This is a genomic window from Thiopseudomonas denitrificans (genome assembly GCF_002866065.1).
Classification (GTDB): Bacteria; Pseudomonadota; Gammaproteobacteria; order Pseudomonadales; family Pseudomonadaceae; genus Thiopseudomonas; species Thiopseudomonas denitrificans.
On record NZ_LNJZ01000009.1, the window covers coordinates 178,961 to 196,420 of the forward strand.

10 protein-coding genes and 1 pseudogene are annotated in these 17,460 nt (G+C 59.6%); 7 read left to right on the forward strand and 4 right to left on the reverse strand.

Going from position 1 to position 17,460, the window contains the following annotated elements; genetic code table 11:
* Positions 1–128: 128 nt before the first annotated feature.
* Positions 129–404, forward strand: a pseudogene (locus AR306_RS10070) (transposase); the annotation flags it as partial.
* Positions 405–474: 70 nt separating this feature from the next.
* Here AR306_RS10070 and AR306_RS10075 read toward each other — a convergent pair.
* On the reverse strand, positions 475–1,044 hold the full coding sequence (locus AR306_RS10075; protein WP_166627823.1) for a WYL domain-containing protein: 570 nt from the start codon (positions 1,042–1,044) through the stop codon (positions 475–477).
* 329 nt (positions 1,045–1,373) lie between these two features.
* Here AR306_RS10075 and AR306_RS10080 point away from each other — a divergent pair, with 329 nt between their 5' ends.
* The gene (locus tag AR306_RS10080; protein ID WP_101497447.1) at positions 1,374–3,068 is read left to right on the forward strand and encodes a methyl-accepting chemotaxis protein; all 1,695 of its coding nucleotides are present in this window, start codon (positions 1,374–1,376) and stop codon (positions 3,066–3,068) included.
* A 39-nt stretch (positions 3,069–3,107) separates the two neighbouring features.
* Here the strand turns inward: AR306_RS10080 and apbC are convergent, their stop codons facing one another.
* Complete coding sequence (gene apbC / locus AR306_RS10085; RefSeq protein WP_101497448.1) at positions 3,108–4,196, reverse strand: iron-sulfur cluster carrier protein ApbC; 1,089 nt, start codon at positions 4,194–4,196, stop codon at positions 3,108–3,110.
* A 297-nt stretch (positions 4,197–4,493) separates the two neighbouring features.
* Here apbC and metG point away from each other — a divergent pair, with 297 nt between their 5' ends.
* The 5 genes from metG (at position 4,494) to AR306_RS10110 (ending at position 14,705) form a co-directional block, all read left to right on the forward strand.
* On the forward strand, positions 4,494–6,536 hold the full coding sequence (metG, locus tag AR306_RS10090) for a methionine--tRNA ligase (protein ID WP_101497449.1): 2,043 nt from the start codon (positions 4,494–4,496) through the stop codon (positions 6,534–6,536).
* A gap of 301 nt (positions 6,537–6,837) precedes the next feature.
* The gene (locus AR306_RS10095) at positions 6,838–8,151 is read left to right on the forward strand and encodes an alpha/beta fold hydrolase family protein (RefSeq protein WP_101497450.1); all 1,314 of its coding nucleotides are present in this window, start codon (positions 6,838–6,840) and stop codon (positions 8,149–8,151) included.
* On the forward strand, positions 8,144–8,899 hold the full coding sequence (locus AR306_RS10100) for an MlaA family lipoprotein (RefSeq protein WP_101497451.1): 756 nt from the start codon (positions 8,144–8,146) through the stop codon (positions 8,897–8,899). Before AR306_RS10095 ends, AR306_RS10100 begins: the two co-directional genes overlap by 8 nt.
* Before the next feature lie 167 nt (positions 8,900–9,066).
* Entirely contained in the window at positions 9,067–11,712 is a 2,646-nt protein-coding gene (locus AR306_RS10105) for a sensor domain-containing diguanylate cyclase (protein WP_166627822.1), read from the forward strand.
* A 146-nt stretch (positions 11,713–11,858) separates the two neighbouring features.
* Entirely contained in the window at positions 11,859–14,705 is a 2,847-nt protein-coding gene (locus AR306_RS10110; protein WP_166627821.1) for a bifunctional diguanylate cyclase/phosphodiesterase, read from the forward strand.
* Between the two features lie 26 nt (positions 14,706–14,731).
* Here the strand turns inward: AR306_RS10110 and uvrB are convergent, their stop codons facing one another.
* Both uvrB and AR306_RS10120 read right to left on the reverse strand, forming a co-directional pair.
* Positions 14,732–16,747: an excinuclease ABC subunit UvrB gene (gene uvrB, locus AR306_RS10115; protein ID WP_101497454.1), complete on the reverse strand. Its 2,016-nt coding sequence runs from the start codon at positions 16,745–16,747 to the stop codon at positions 14,732–14,734.
* Between the two features lie 79 nt (positions 16,748–16,826).
* Complete coding sequence (locus AR306_RS10120) at positions 16,827–17,429, reverse strand: arylesterase (RefSeq protein WP_240622550.1); 603 nt, start codon at positions 17,427–17,429, stop codon at positions 16,827–16,829.
* Between the last annotated feature and the right edge of the window lie 31 nt (positions 17,430–17,460).

The following is a 17,460-nucleotide window of genomic DNA, read 5'->3' on the forward strand; positions in this document are numbered from 1 at the left end:
AAGCGCCTGCCCTACGGATCGTCATCCCGCCTTATTCACGAGCATTGACTAAAAACAAAGAAAGCGAGCGATTTATCCTTTAAAATCAATATGTTACGCCAAGAGCTTGATTAGAGAGGCCGCTCACCATGGGTGAAACCATATCAACCTGGAAACCAACCTGCAACAGCTCCGTTTCCGTCCAGATTAGCAACCGTCAAACCAGCAGCGACGGTGGGGCTTTGCTGTTGCGCGAAACGCTGGATCGCAGCGGTGTAATTGAGCGGCTGGATCAGCAACTGATTGATCCTCGTGATCCGTCCCGGGTCGTGCACAGCCTGTCCAGCCAGCTGCGTACCTTATTGATTCAGCGCGCCCAGGGCTGGGAAGACCTGAGTGATACCGCAACGCTGAGCGGTGATCCCGGGCGGGCTCAAATTACGAAATCAGCATAACTGCTGAGGCTGTTTCTGGCTGAACACCCTGCTCTAAGCTTCAGCAAAAAACAGCTGAATTTTGATGCTTGGTGAATAAGGCGGGGGGAAACCGGCTAAGAACAAAGTCACGAAACTGTTTTTTATCTTCACACCACGCTCGTATATGCCAGCGCGCTGCGGTCTTGACCAGGTGATGAGGCACAATAACCCGGCCATTGCGATCTGCACTGGTAATCGAACCATAGTCAACGTCAACACGGCGGCCTTCACGCAGCGCCTGCACAATCGGGCGCATCAGTTCCGGCGTGATGTGTCGGGGCGGCAGCTGCAGCGCCCAGGCAGCCAGTCGCTGTTGTGTGGCCGGGCTATAACCCGTCAACCAGTTGAGGTACTCATTGGCTTCGCGGGTAATGCTGGCGGGAACAAACCCAGAAGCCGGCAAGTAGGCCTTCAAAGCCCTGGAATAGGCCAAAGCATCCGGATGAAGTGCTCTGTATTCATTCAACCTTTTACTGGCATGCTGCCGCGTGCACTGCCAATAAAGGGCCAGCTGCCCGGGCTGAACCCTGCCTTCCCACCAGGTCAGCAGTTCGATCAGCCAGTAGGCCGGATTCGGGATTTGTATCATGGCGCCCCCATGGTTATTTATAATTTGGTAATGCCGAAGTATAGCCATCCGGGACAGTCCGGCCCGGAACCGGGATCAAACATCGGGCTCAAAACTCCTTTTGCCGACACCACAGGCGACCCCGGCACCCGACCTTTGAACCCGCTCACAACAAGGCATCAGTTTCACACCACTTGCTGGCTAAAGTTTTTTACTTTCAAGTCGATACCTTTGGCATGCCCCTGCTGACAATGTGCCAGCCTGCCCGTTTTATCAAAACCGGCAGCACCCATAAACATAGCAAGCCCGGCCTCGCACAATGAGCCCGGTCGCCATAGAAGTGAGTCCTCATGAACAGCTTTAGCATTCGTACCCGTGTCCTGTTTCTTGCCTTGTTGCCTGTAACCCTGCTGGCAGCATTCCTGACTTACTACAGTTTTGAGCAAGCACGCAAAATCGGCGATCAGGCGATCCTCGAGTTCACCACCAACATGGAAACCAGCACCCGCCAGGAGCTGCGCAACTACGTCGAACTCGCCCGTACCTCGATCGAGCACCTGTACCGGCAGCCCGGTTCGGCAAACAATCCGGCAATACAGCAGCAGGCATGGGAGATTCTCAGTCAGCTGCGTTTTGACGATTCCGGCAGCACGGGTTATTTCTTTGCCTACGACACCCAAGGTGTCAATGTGATGCACGGTGTCAACCCGGCGCTGGTGGGCAAGAACCTGCTTGATTTCAAGGACCCCAACGGGGTGCTGATGATCCGGCAGCTGCTTGCCGCCGCCCAAAAAGGTGGCGATTTCACCCCTTACAGCTGGGAAAATACCCAAACCCGCAGCATCGAACCCAAACTGGGCTACTCCATCATGCTTGAGGACTGGGGCATCATGCTGGGGACCGGTTTCTGGATCAGCGGGCTGGAGCAACAGGTTGCCCACATGCAGCAAAGCGTGGCGGACAGCATCCGGAGCACGCTGATCGGCTCGCTGACAACCGCGCTGATTGCACTGGTTGTCATCGTTGCACTGGCCCTGCTGGTGGTACGCACCATCAGCCAGCCGCTGGCCTCGGCGGTACTGGCCATGAACGATGTTGCCCGCGGCGATGGTGATCTGACCCGCCGCCTGGCGGTCAACGGCAAGGATGAAATCAGCCAGCTGGCCTGCGCCTTCAACAGCTTTGCCGACCAGGTACAGGGGCTGATCAAGAACATCAACTCCACGTCCGGCACGCTCAACGACTCCTCCATCGAACTGGCCGAAATCATGCGGCAAGCCGAACAGGGTGTCGAGCAGCAGAAAAGCGAAAGCGACCAGGTGGCCACGGCCATGGACGAAATGACTGCCACCGCCCATGAAGTGGCCAGCAGCGCCAGCGAAGCCTCACAGGCTGCACACAGCGCGGCCAGCCAGGTCAATGATGCACAGACACTGGTGGTACAAACCCAGTCAGTGATTGCCGGCCTGTCCGAACAGGTAACGGAAGGCGTACACATCATCGAGACCCTTGGCGCGGACGCCCAGCGTATCGACAGTGTATTGGAAGTGATCCGCAATATTGCCGAGCAGACCAACCTGCTGGCCCTGAACGCGGCCATTGAAGCTGCTCGTGCCGGGGAGTCCGGACGCGGCTTTGCCGTGGTGGCCGACGAAGTGCGCACGCTGGCCAGCCGGACCCAGGACAGCATCCAGGAAATCCAGCAAACCATCGAGGCCCTGCAGGAGGATGCCGGCAAGGCCGTCAACACCATTACCTCGATCAGCCAGCGCAGCGAAGAAACCGTCAACCAGACCCGGGCCGTCAGCCAGGCGCTGCAAAGCATCACCGAGGCGGTCAACATCATCAACGACATGAACCTGCAAATTGCCAGCGCGGCAGAAGAGCAGACGGCGGTATCTGGCCATATCAACCAGAACATTCACCAGATCGTTGCCATCAACCAGCAGACCAGCGATGGCACACGCCAGGCCGGCACTGCCACGGCCCGCCTGAGCGATCTGGCGGCGCAGCTGGCCCGCGAGGTCAGCCGCTACCGGGTGTAACCGAAACCCTTGCCCCGCACTTGCGGGGCAAGCCTGCATTTAGCCGATCTGGATTTCAGGCATCACCGTACCCGCATGGGCAGCCACGCTCAGGCGTGCGCCAACGGTGCGCGCCAGCTGCTGGTAGATCATGGCGATCTGGCTTTCCGGGTCGGCCATGGTGGTCGGCTTGCCGCCATCGCACTGCATACGGATGGCCATGGACAGCGGCAACGAGGCCAGCAGGTCGACTTCGTAGGTATCGGCCAGCCGGCCACCACCGCCCTCGCCAAAAATGTGTTCGATATGGCCACAGTTGGAGCACACATGCATGGCCATGTTCTCCACCACACCCAGCACCGGAATATTGACCTTGCGGAACATCTCGATGCCTTTTTTCGCGTCCAGCAGGGCGATGTCCTGTGGTGTGGTGACAATCACCGCACCGGCCACTGCCGCCTTTTGCGACAGTGTCAGCTGAATGTCACCGGTGCCCGGCGGCATGTCCACCACCAGATAATCCAGCTCACCCCAGGCAGTTTGCGTCAACATCTGCAGCAGCGCACCGGAGGCCATCGGGCCGCGCCATACCATTGGTGTCTCGTCATTGGTCAAAAACGCCATCGACATTACCTTGATGCCCATGGCTTCTACCGGTACGAAGTACTTTTCATCCCTCACACCCGGGCGGGTGCCCGGCGCGATACCGAACATGATGCCCTGGCTCGGGCCATAGATGTCGGCGTCCAGCACACCCACCCGGGCTCCCTCACGGGCCAGCGCCAACGCCAGGTTGGAAGCAGTGGTGGACTTGCCGACCCCGCCCTTGCCGGAGGATACGGCAATCACGTTTTTCACTTGCGCCAGGGTGGCCGGCCCGGCCATGCCGGCCTGCGCAGGCACTTCCCAGTCGACTTGCACACGTGCTGCCGTCACACCCTCAAGCTGCTCCAGCTTCATTTGCAGCATCTGCGCCCAGCCTGTCTTGAACTGGTCGGCGGCATAACCAAGCTGCAGCTGTACATCAACCTGGCCATCGGCAATGCGGATGTCACGCACACACCCGGCACTGACCGGATCCTGATTCAAATGGGGGTCGGTCAGCTCGCGCAAAGCGGCTTCTACCTGCTCACGGCCAGGCTGTGTCATGGCTGCTTACTCCTGTGACGAATAAAAACGGAACCGCCTCAGTCTAGTCGATCAGGCTTTTTTTTGCTGTGTGATTTGCCGCCCGCTTCCCGTCCCGGCATCGCGCCGGCAAGCAGTCCGGGCCGAAAAACAAGCAACCGCTACCTCACACAAAAACACCCGTACAACAGCTTGTCGTGCCAGGCTGGCACATCGCCACCCGCGACAACGCGCCACCGGTACCACTACAGGTGAACAACCCGCCACTTTTCGCTACAATGTGACGCTTTATTTCATCTTTATCCTGTTGGAAGCACCATGAACCCGACCCGCCAGATTCTTGTTACCAGCGCACTTCCCTACGCCAACGGCTCCATTCACCTGGGGCACATGCTGGAGTACATCCAGACCGACATGTGGGTGCGTTTTCAGAAAATGCGCGGGCACCAGTGCATTTACGTGTGCGCTGATGATGCCCACGGCTCGGCGATCATGCTGCGTGCCGAACAGGAAGGCATTACGCCCGAGCAACTGATTGCCAACGTACATGCCGAACACAGCAGCGACTTTGCCGACTTTCTGGTGGATTTCGACAACTATTACAGCACTCACAGCGAAGAAAACCGCGAGCTGTCCGAGCTGATCTACAACCGCCTGAAAAAGGCCGGCCATATTGCCACCCGTTCGGTGACCCAGTATTTCGACCCGGAAAAGGGCATGTTCCTGGCCGACCGTTTCATCAAGGGCACCTGCCCCAAGTGCAAGGCCGAAGACCAGTACGGTGACAACTGCGAAAAGTGCGGTGCCACCTACCACCCGACCGAACTGAAAAACCCGCGCTCGGCGATCTCCGGTGCCACCCCGGTGCTGAAGGATTCGGAGCACTTCTTCTTCCGTCTGCCCGAGTTCAGCGACATGCTCAAACGCTGGACCCGCAGCGGCGCACTGCAAACGTCGGTGGCCAACAAGCTGGCCGAATGGCTGGATGCCGGCCTGCAGGAGTGGGACATCTCCCGTGATGCGCCCTATTTCGGTTTTGAAATCCCCGGCGCACCGGGCAAGTTCTTCTATGTCTGGCTGGATGCGCCCATCGGCTACATGGCCAGCTTCAAGAACCTCTGTGAACGCCGCACCGATCTGGACTTCGACAGCTTCTGGGCCAAGGGTACCGACACCGAGCTGTACCACTTCATCGGCAAGGACATCATCAACTTCCATGCGCTGTTCTGGCCGGCCATGCTGCAAGGTGCCGGTTTCCGCAAACCGACTGCCGTCAACGTGCACGGTTACCTGACCGTCAACGGTGCCAAGATGTCCAAATCGCGCGGCACCTTCATCAAGGCGCGCACCTATCTGGAACATCTGCAGCCTGAATACCTGCGTTACTACTACGCGACCAAGCTGGGCCGTGGTGTCGAGGATCTGGACCTGAATCTGGAAGACTTCATTCACAAGGTCAACTCCGACCTGGTCGGCAAGCTGGTCAACATCGCCAGCCGCTGTGCCGGCTTCGTGCACAAGGGCAATGCCGGCGTGCTGGCCGAAGCCAATGCCGCTCCCGAGCTGTGGGACAGTTTCCTGGCCGCCGAAGCCAGCATCGCCGAGGCTTACGAAAACCGTGATTTTGCCCGCGCCATGCGCGAGATCATGCATCTGGCCGACGATGCCAACGCCTGGATTGCCGACAAGGCGCCCTGGGCCATGAACAAGATCGACGGCAAGCAGGACGAGGTTCAGGCCATCTGCTCGCTGGGTATCAACCTGTTCAAGCAGCTGGTCATCTACCTCAAGCCTGTGCTGCCTGTCTTGGCGGAAAACGCCCGCCAATTCCTGAATGTGGACAGTCTGGACTGGGATCAGCTACAGACCCGTCTGGTCAATCACCAGCTCAACCCGTTTCAGCCACTGATGACCCGGATCGATGCCAAACAGGTCGAAGCCATGACCGAAGCAGCCAAAGAGGATTTGCAAGAAGTGGAAAACCAGCAGCCAGCAGGCGAACCAACCGAGCTGGACAAGGACCCGATTGGTGACGAGATCAACTTTGACGCCTTTGCTGCCGTTGACCTGCGCATTGCGCTGATCGAAAAGGCCGAATTCGTGGAGGGTGCCGACAAGCTGCTTTGCCTGACACTGGATCTGGGCGGCATCAAGCGCAATGTATTTTCCGGCATCAAGAGTGCTTACCCTGACCCTGCCAAGCTGGAAGGCCGGCTGACTGCTTATGTGGCCAACCTGGCCCCGCGCAAGATGAAGTTCGGCGTGTCGGAAGGCATGGTGCTGGCGGCCGGCCCTGGCGGAAAGGATATTTTCCTGCTGAGTCCTGATAGCGGGGCTGTGCCGGGGCAGCGGATTAGTTGATTTTTGGATTGGTGTTTTTTGGGCGCGGGGGTTTGCACTTCGGCGTCAGGGCCGGGCGTGGCCGGAGTCAGGCTGACGCTGGTTCGTGTCACTGAAGTGCCACAAACCGCTAATGCCTGACCCTCGGCCACACCCGGCCCGAACCTGCCTTGTGCGGGTGGAGGGATTGGCCCCGCTATCGATGATAGCGGGGTGCTGTCGCCATGTGGGTTGCTGGTTTTATGAGTTTTGTCCGATCTGTGAATGAAACTGTCATTTGTACTGAAGGTTCTGGATATACGTGCAACAAAGGAATCAGCCCATGCCCATGAAAGCCGGACAAGCTCTACGCGTACTCGCCTGCCTGCTGTTTCTCTGTGCCCTGCCCGGTCTGGTGGCTGCCAAGGATTATGGCTATCCCCTTGCCAACCCTTTTGAGGCGACCATTGCCGGTACGCCCGGGCCGCTGATGCCGCAGCTGCCTGCCACGCGTGATATCAAACAGAAAGACTACAGTTTCAACCTGCGCCCCGAGCGCGAGCATGGTTTGCCGGCCAATTTCTGGGCGGTGAAGCGTTTCAAGTACCGGCTGGCCCGGCAAAAGCACGAGGCACCGCTGATTTTCATCATTGCCGGTACCGGCGCGCGCTATGACGCCAGTGGCATGGAATACCTGAAAAAGCTGTTTTACGGCGCCGGCTTCCATGTGGTCCAGCTGTCCTCGCCGACCAGTTACGACTTCATGGTTTCGGCCTCCAAACATGCGACTCCCGGCTACTCGCCGCTGGATGCTGCCGAGCTGTACGCTGTCATGCAGCGCATCCGCCAGCGTCATGACGACCTGCCGGTCAGCGACTGGCATCTGACCGGTTACAGCCTTGGTGCCCTCGAGGCCGCCTTTGTCAGTGAAATGGACAGCCAGCAACAGGCCATCGGCTTCAGCCGCACATTGCTGATCAACCCGCCGGTCAATCTGCATACTTCGGTGAGCAATCTGGACCGCATGGCCCGGGTCAGGCTGGACGATTTGCCTCTAGGCGAATCCTTCTATCAGTCCCTGTTCGACCGTCTGGCCCGTTTCTTCGAGCGCAAGGGCCGTTTCGACCTCAACGAAGCGATGCTGTTCGAGTTCCAGCAATCCCGTGAGCGGCTGAATGACGAGCAGCTGGCGCTGCTGATTGCCAGCGTGTTCCGCTTCGCTTCCGCCGACATCAACTTTGTCTCCGACCTGATCAACCGCCGCGGCCTGATCACCCAACCCGGCGTGCGCATCAACGACGGCACCAGCCTGACGCCCTATTTCGAGCTGGCCATGCTGTGTGATTTCAACTGCTACCTGCGTGACCAGCTGCTGCCCTTCTGGCAGAAACGCTACCAGCCCGATGGCAGCCTTGAGCAGCTGATCCACGCCACCAGCCTGTACGCCCTTGCTGATTACCTGCGTCAGGCTGACAACCTGGCCGTGATGCACAATGCAGACGACATCATTCTTGGCGAGGGTGATCTTGAATACCTGGACGGCCTGCTCGGCTCCCGGCTGATGCTCTACCCCCGTGGCGGACACCTGGGCAACATGCAGTTCACCACCAATGCCGCCGACATGCTGGAGTTTTTCCATGCGCAGACCTATGAATAGACTCCTGCTGGCAAGCGCCCTGCTGCTGGCGTTACCGCTGGCCAGTGCGCAGCAGTACGAGTTCACCCGCCCGCTGGAGCGGCTGACCTTCAGCGACGAACTGGAACAGTACCAGTTCGAACGCGCCACCCTTGGCGCCCTGAAAGTCAGCGACCCGCTCGAACAACTGAACCGGCGCATCTATCACTTCAACTACAAATTCGACCAGCATGTATTTCTGCCGACAGTACGCACCTACCGCAAGGTCACGCCGCGCCCGCTGCGCAGCGGCATCAGCAATGCCTACGCCAACCTGAAGGAAGTGCCCACCATCGCCAACAGTCTGTTGCAGCTGAAGGGCAAGCGGGCCATGCACAGCACCGCACGCTTGTTGTTCAACAGCATTTTCGGCGTTGCCGGACTCTGGGACGTAGCCAGCAAGATGGGGCTGGAGCCAGTCAAGGAGGATTTCGGCCAGACTCTCGGCCACTACGGCGTGCCTCCCGGCCCCTACCTGATGCTGCCCTTTCTCGGGCCGTCCAGCCTGCGTGACACCGGTGGCCTGGTCACTGATTTCCTGCTGGAACGGGATATCAACTGGCTCGACTACCCCGAAACCAGCCGACGCCAGCCGGCACTGTACGGACTGGAAGTCATTGATACCCGCCATACCACCGAACTCAGGTACGGCCAGCTCAACTCGCCGTTCGAATACGAGAAAATCCGCTACATCTATATCAAGGCACGCGAGTTGCAGATCAGGGACTGATTTGCAGGCAAGGCACTGCTGCGGCACTTTCACTGCCGGAAGGCAACCCGGCACGAATAAAAGGATGCGTCCGTTCACCATAAAAGAGTTAAACTGACACCATCCCTGCGGAATGCCGCGCTATAGTGGCACAAAGCAATCAATAGCGCTTTGCACAGGGCATGCACATGAAAAAGCTGCTGATCCGGACCATACTCCTGCTGATGGCAGGCGCCGGCCTGACCTTGCTGGCCGAACAATTCTCTGCCAGCCTGCATGAGCGCATGCATCAGAAGGAACAGGATGCCTACCTTGCCGATATCCGCGACAACCTGCAGGCGCGCATCGACCGGATCATCACCAATAACCGCAACCTGGCCACACAGCTGGCTGCACAGCCGGACACCTTCAACAACCCGGCCGGCAGCGAGCTGCTGAACAGCCTCCGGACAACCGACCCGGTCGCCAGTATCTCGCTGTCACGCAACTACAAGATCTTCCATGTCATTCCGGAAGAAAACAACGAAGCCATTGCCAACATGGACTACCTGTTGTACCCGGAAAACATGCGTTCGATCCGGCGTGCCTTCATTACTGGCGAGACCGTCATCAGCGAACCCTATCGCCTGCAACAGACCAGCCGGCCAGGCATGATCATCCGCACCCCGGTGGCCCTGCCCGTCGACCAGCTGGGCATGGTGTCCACAGCCGTGGACATCCAGAGCCTGCTGCTGGCTGCCGGACACCAGCCCGAGCGGTACGGCTTGCTGGTCGAGCTGCATCACCCCGAATACAGCGATCACATGGTGCAGGGCGACTCGGAAACATTCAGGCGGCTTCCGCCGGGAGTGATGGTCACACTGCCCGAACAGGCCATCTGGGATATCCGCAGCCTGCCGCGCCAGAGCGATCACAAGAGCTTCAAGATCCGTCAGGACCTGATCCGGCTGGGCGGTGCCGGCCTGACCACCCTGCTGCTGGTTTACTGCCTGAAACGCCATGGCCTGCTCAGCGGCCTGTTTTCCTCGCGCCGCAAGATCACCCTGCGTCTTTCCCTTTTGCTGCTGACCGTGACCCCCATTGTCGTGCTGATCATGCTGTTCGAGCTGCTGTACTACTCGTCGGTACAACAGGTCAGCCAGCAGCAGCTGAAACAGCAGAGTGAAACCCTGCTGCAACAGGCCGGCACACAGATCCAGGCAGTACTGGGCACGCCCCGGCAGGCCGCCTTCAACAGCGAGCTGTTTCACCAGGACGTGCTGAAAGCCAGCCGCTCCGAAGACATCCTCGGCTTCTTTGCCACCCAGCTGCGTATCCAGCCCTATCTGAGCTTCCTGGCCATGGCCAACACCGAAGGCGAGTTCTATGCCGCCAGCCGGCCACCCGGCGGCACCGACCGCACCCTGCGCATGCAGTGGGCCACCCTGGCAACCGGTCGCGAAATGCGCGTGCACTGGGTCAATGACAACAACCGCCCCAGCGTCAGCTTCATTCGCGGCAATCCGGCTTACGACTCCCGCGATCAGGCCTGGTATCAGCAGGCACAGAAGAACCTGAGCATGCAGTGGTACCCGCCACACCTGTACAAGACCTTCGACGACAAGAAGCAGTATGCCGGCCTCGGCATCGGCATTTCCGCGCCGCTGTTTGACAGCAACAACATATTCATTGGCGTCATCAGCGCCGATGTGGCCCTGTCCCAGCTGGACGAAGTGCTGGAAAAGCACGACAACAACCGGCAGGCCACCCTGGTCCTGAGCGAAGCCGACGGCACGCTGCTGGCTACTTCCGGCCGCGACCAGGTCTACCAGAGCGATGGCGATACGCTCCGGCGGCTGAGCCTGGCCGACAGTTCCAACCCGGTGATCCGGGCCATGAGCGGAATCCTCTCGACGGACAGCTCCGGCACGCCATCCATGAAAGTCGCTGGCGAGACCTACCTGCTTGCATGGCAGAACATCATCCTGCCGGACGGGCCCGAGTTGCGCCTTGCCATTGCCATGCCGGCCAGCAGCCAGACCGCACTGACCAACATGATCTGGCGCGATGCACTCTCTGCCGGCTGGCTGATCCTGATGTTCAGCAGCCTGGTGGTGATTTTTGTTACCGACCGGATTTCCCGCCCGCTACTGGCGCTTGAACGCTGGGCCACGCGCCTGAGACGCGGACAATGGGCAGCGCCACTGCCGGATGTCGGCCCGGTCCGGGAAATGGTCTCTCTGGCACACTCGCTGGACAGCATGGCCCAGCAACTGCAGGCCCACACGTCCGAACTGGAACACCAGGTCAACCTGCGCACCGAAGAGCTGTCCCGCGCCAACCGCCTGCTGGAACAGCAGTCAATCACCGATGGTCTGACCGGACTGGCCAACCGCCGCTGTCTTGACCAGCAGTCGCTGCGGCTGTGGCAACAGGCACAGCGCCAGCGCAGCAGTTTTGCCCTGTTGATGATCGATATCGACTGGTTCAAGAACTATAACGACCACTACGGCCACCTGCAGGGAGACGACACCTTGCGCCGGGTCGCCACCATTCTGGATACCCATGCCCGCCGCCCCGGTGACCTCGCTGCCCGCTACGGCGGCGAGGAATTCGTACTGGTCCTGTCGGATACTCCCGACAAAACGGCCAGGGACATCGCCGCTCACATACTGGCCGCCGTCAACCTCGAACAGATCGAACACAAGCACTCCCCGCTGGGCCACATCACCGTCAGCATTGGCCTGGCCGCCTGTGAGCACGTGCTGCCGGGGATGGAATTCGGACAGTTGCTCCAGCAGGCCGACAACGCCCTCTATCAAGCCAAGCAACAAGGGCGCAACCGGGTGGCATAACTTGATATTGACGCCAAAAAAATGTAAAACACTTTGCTTACAAGCAGGATTCCTATTAAATGGCCAATGGCCACAGCCGGTCCGCACCGTTTTCATGTCAACCGAGAAGTCCATGCCCAACCCGCAACATGCCCGGGAGCATATTGATGCTCACCCATAGCAGTCATGGTGCCGAAGCCCGGATTGCCTTTGCTGCCGCCGCCATCGGCCTGTTGCTGATCATGCTTGCTTCCATTGTTCCGCCGGACAGCGGCTGGGCGGCAATCATTGTGAGCTATATTCCCCTGCATACCCTGCTGGAAACCATATCGATCATCCTGGCCCTGCTGGTATTCACCATCATCTGGAGTACCCGCAACAAAAGCCTGCCCCGCAACCTGTCGATCATTGCACTGGCCTCACTTGCCAGCGGCATTCTCGACTTCTCCCACCTGTTGTCCTTTCCCGGCATGCCGGACTACATCACGCCCAACAGCACCGACAAGGCCATCCTGTTCTGGCTGGCTGCCCGTCTGGCCATGGGTACCGGATTGCTCGCCAGCGCCTTTTATGCCTGGCACAAGCCGCTGAACCTCCTGCGTTCCTGCTTTTTGCTGCTGTTCACGCTCGCCCTGCTGTTTACACTGCACGTCCTGTTCCTGTGGTATCCGGGCATGCTGCCGGCGATCTACATCGATGGCCAGGGGCCGACGGCATTCAAACGGAACCTGGAATATCTGGTCATGGCAGTTTTTTTCATTGCCGCACTGGGCTTTTCCCTGCACCTGCGCCGCCCACGCCTCTTCAATGCCAGCGGTTTCTTTGCCGCCAGTCTGCTGATGGCATTTGGCGAGATGTTCTTCATTCTTTACATTGACATTCACGACACTTACAGCCTGACCGGCCATCTGTACAAAATCGCCGGCTACTTTTTTCTATTTCGTGCAATCTTCAGCGATACCATCAAGCGCCCCTATGACCTGCTCGAACAGTCGCGCCGACGTCTTGACCTGACACTCTGCACCCTGCCCGACCTGCTGTTTGAAATGAGCCGTGAAGGGCGTTATCTGCAGGTTTACACGCCCGAGCGGGCCGTTCTGGAATCCCCGACACCACACCTGCTGGGACGCTCACTGTACGATGTGATGCCCGTCGAGTCAGCCGACATCGTCCAGCAGGCCATTGACCAGGCAGCTGAAAGCGGCAATGCACGGACCGGCCCGTTCAGCCTGGAAATAGCCAGCGGGAGTACCGACTGGTTCGAAGTTTCAGTAGCCCGGCTCAACAACACCCCGGCACCGCCTTCTTTCCTGGTGATCTCGCGCAATATCACAGATCGCTATCGGGCCGAACAGTCATTACGCACCCTGTCCCACGCCGTCGAATTCAACCCCCTGTCGATTGTGGTCTTCGACAGCCAGTTGCGCATCCAGCAAGTCAACCAGGCATTCACCCGCCTGACCGGCTATCAGGAAGCCGAAGTGCTCAACCGGCCCCCGCACTTCCTGCATGCATCCGGCACTTCGGCCAGACAAGCCGACACAATCAACCGTGAAATTCTTCAAGGCAGCCCATGGTCTGGCGAAATCCAGGGCACCCACAAGGATGGCAATCCTTTCACCATATATCTGCGCGTGTTTCCGTCCCGCTCTCCCGCTGGCGAAATCACCGGTTTTCTGTCGATTGCCGAGGACATTACCGACAAGAAAAACTACACCATTCTGCTTGAGCAACTGAGCCGCCATGACCCGCTCACCGGGCTGCCCAACCGTGAGCTGCTGCAGCAACACTTCGAACTGTTCTGCGCCGACAACAATCCTGTTGCCGTGCTCTGGCTCGACCTGGACAATTTCAAGGAAGTCAACGACGCCCTGGGCCACACCACCGGCGATATCCTGCTGCAACAGATCGCCTACCGCTTGCGTGACAACCTGTACAAAAACGAGACCATTGCCCGGATTTCCGGAGACGACTTTGTCATCCTGTTGACCAACGCAACCGAAAACCATGTCATCCGCCGTATCCAGCAACTACTGGAGCTTGTCGTCGAGCCCATTACCCTGCCCGGTCAGGTGTTGTCGCTGACTGCCTCGGTCGGTATCGCACTCTGGCCTGCCGATGCGGACAGCCTGGGCAGCCTGCTGCAAAAAGCCGAAATCGGCAAATACAAGGCCAAAACTGCGGGGCGCAACAGTTACCAGTTCTACGAATCCCAAATGCAGGAAATGGCCGGGCTGCGTCTGGCACAAAGCAATGCCCTGAAAACCGCCATCGAGCACAACGAGCTGCACCTGGTCTATCAGCCCCAGGTATGCCTTGAGCAACAGCGCGTGATCGGGGTCGAGGCCCTGCTGCGCTGGGACTCCCAAAGTTGGGGAAGTGTCCCGCCGTGCGACTTCATCCCGCTGGCCGAAGCCAGCGGGATGATCCTGTCGATTGGTGAATGGGTTCTCGACTCCGCACTGGCCCGGCTGCGCAGCTGGCTGGATCAGGGCCTGCCGCCGGTGGCCATGGCCGTCAACATTTCGGCCATCCAGTTTGAGCACCCCGGCTTTACTGAGCAGATCAGCCAGTTGCTGCAGCGCCACCAGGTACCGCCCCACCTGCTGGAACTGGAGCTGACCGAAGCCATGGCAATGAAGAAGCCGGACTTTTCCGAGCAGCGCATCCGGCACCTGCACGCCATGGGCGTCAAGCTGTCCATTGATGACTTCGGTACCGGTTATTCATCACTGAGTTACCTGAAGCGTTTCAAAATCGACAAGCTCAAGATCGATCGCGAGTTCATTGCCGACATGGACAACGACGCTGGCGACCAGGCCATTGTCACCGCCATCATCCAGATGGCGCGCCGCCTGTCGATCACCGTGCTGGCCGAGGGCGTGGAAAGCGCCCGCCAGGCAGAACTGCTCAAGCGTTTCGGCTGCAGTCAGATCCAGGGGTATTACTACAGCAAACCCCTGCCGCCGGAAGAAGCTGCCCGATATATCGTCGGCTACAACCCGCAGGCCTGAGCACTCTCAGGCCGCGGCATGCCCAACTAACTCAGCTCGATCAGCCGTTCGCGCAATGCCGCCACCTGGTCGCGCAGGTTGGCCGCCGCCTCAAATTCCAGATCGCGGGCATGCTTGAACATTTTCTCTTCCAGCTTGCCGATTTCCCTGGTGATGTCCTTCACCGTGCGTAGTTCGGCATAGTCGCCCTGCCCCTCGGCAGCGCGCGCCTGCGCCTTGCGCTTGTTACTGCGCGCACCAGGCACGGTGGCGCCTTCGAGAATTTCCTTGATGTCCTTCTGCACGCCACGCGGAGTGATGCCGTGCTCCTCGTTGAAGGCGATCTGTTTCGCTCGGCGGCGCTCGGTCTCGTCAATCGCCCGCTGCATCGAGCCGGTGATGCGGTCGGCGTAGAGAATCGCCTTGCCGTTGAGGTTGCGCGCGGCACGGCCAATGGTCTGGATCAGCGAGCGCTCGGAGCGCAGGAAGCCTTCCTTGTCGGCATCCAGAATCGCCACCAGCGACACTTCCGGCATGTCCAGGCCCTCGCGCAGCAGGTTGATGCCGACCAGCACGTCGAACACGCCCATGCGCAGGTCGCGGATGATCTCCACCCGTTCCACGGTGTCGATATCCGAGTGCAAATAACGCACCCGCACGCCGTGTTCTGCCAGGTATTCGGTCAGGTCCTCGGCCATGCGCTTGGTCAGCGTGGTGACCAGCACCCGCTCCTCCACCGCCACGCGGGCATTGATCTGTGACAGCAGGTCGTCCACCTGGGTCAGCGCCGGCCGGATCTCCAGCTCGGGGTCGACCAGCCCGGTCGGCCGCACCACCTGCTCGACGATCTGGCCGGCATGCTCGGCCTCGTAGGGACCGGGCGTGGCGGAGACAAAAATCGCCTGCGGGCTGGCCGTTTCCCATTCCTCAAAGCGCATCGGACGGTTGTCCAGTGCCGACGGCAGGCGAAAGCCGTAGTTGACCAGGGTTTCCTTGCGCGAGCGGTCGCCCTTGTACATGGCACCGATCTGCGGCACCGACACGTGGGACTCGTCGATCACCATCAATGCATCGTCCGGCAGATAGTCATACAGCGTGGGCGGTGGTGCCCCGGCCGGACGCCCGGAGAGGTAGCGCGAGTAGTTCTCGATGCCGTTGCAGTAGCCCAGCTCCAGGATCATTTCCAGATCGAAGCGGGTACGCTGCTCCAGCCGCTGCGCCTCGACCAGCTTGTTTTCACTGTAGAGGAACTCCAGCCGCTGGGCCAACTCGGTCTTGATGTTCTCGACCGCCTCCAGCAACACCTCGCGCGGGGTGACATAGTGGCTCTTGGGGTAGAAGGTGAAGCGCGGCAGGCGGCCCAGCACCTCGCCGGTCAGGGGATCGAAGGCACTGATGTTTTCCACTTCGTCATCGAACAACTCGACACGGATCGCCTCGAAATCGGATTCGGCCGGGTAGATGTCGATCACGTCACCACGCACCCGGAAGGTGGCACGGGCAAAGTCCAGATCATTGCGGGTATATTGCAGCGTGGCCAGCCGCTGCAGGATCTCGCGCTGGTTGATGCGGTCGCCCCGGTCCAGGTGCAGCACCATCTTCAGGTAGCTTTCCGGGCTGCCCAGGCCGTAGATCGCCGAAACGGTGGCGACAATAATGACATCACGCCGCTCCAGCAGCGCCTTGGTCGCCGACAGCCGCATCTGCTCGATGTGGTCGTTGATCGAGGCATCCTTCTCGATGAAGGTGTCGGACGCCGGCACATAGGCTTCGGGCTGGTAATAGTCGTAATAGGAAACAAAATACTCGACGGCGTTATCGGGAAAGAACGCCTTGAACTCGCCATACAGCTGCGCCGCCAGGGTCTTGTTCGGGGCCAGTACAATGGTCGGACGCTGCACGCGCTGGATCACGTTGGCAATGCTGAAAGTCTTGCCGGAGCCGGTCACGCCGAGCAGGGTCTGGTAGGCCAGCCCGGAATCCAGCCCCAGTACCAGCTGCTCGATGGCCTTGGGCTGGTCGCCCGCCGGTGTGTAGGATGTGACCAGATTAAATTCGGACATGCTGTACCTGTTGTTCAATACTGCTTGAAAATTTGTTAACTGCCGCCTTTTGACCAGGACGGAACTGCTTCAATACCGCCTATTCAGCAGGTCCCTGCAGGCCGGCCTCGATCAGCGGCCAGGCATTATCCAGCAACAGCGGCTGGGCTGCAGCGGTGGGGTGAATGCCGTCGCTCTGGATCATGCCCTCGACACCGCCGACGCCCTCCAGAAAGAAGTCCAGCACCGGCACATCCAGCTCCTGCGCCAGCTGCTGATACACCTGATAAAAGCCCTCGGTATAACGCGGCCCGTAGTTGGGCGGAATGCGCATGCCCAGTAAAATCACCTCGCTACCCTGCTGCCTTGCCTGCTCCACCATGGTACCAAGGTTGTCCTGCAGGCGTTCCAGCGGTAAACCGCGCAAGCCGTCATTGCCGCCCAGCTCGATGATGGTCAGGGCCGGCCGGTGCCGCTCCAGCAATGCCGGCAAGCGGGCGCGACCACCGGCACTGGTATCGCCACTTATGGAGGCATTGACAACCTGATAAGATGAGCCCCGTTCATCCAGCCGCTGCTGCAGCCGTGCCACCCAGCCCTGTTCGATTTCGATGCCGTAGGCGGCACTGATGCTGTCGCCCACCACCAGCAGGGTCTGCGCCTGTGCCATGGTGCACAGGCCGGCAAACAGCACCGCACACATCAGCCGTAACCAGTTTTTCATCAGGGTCTCC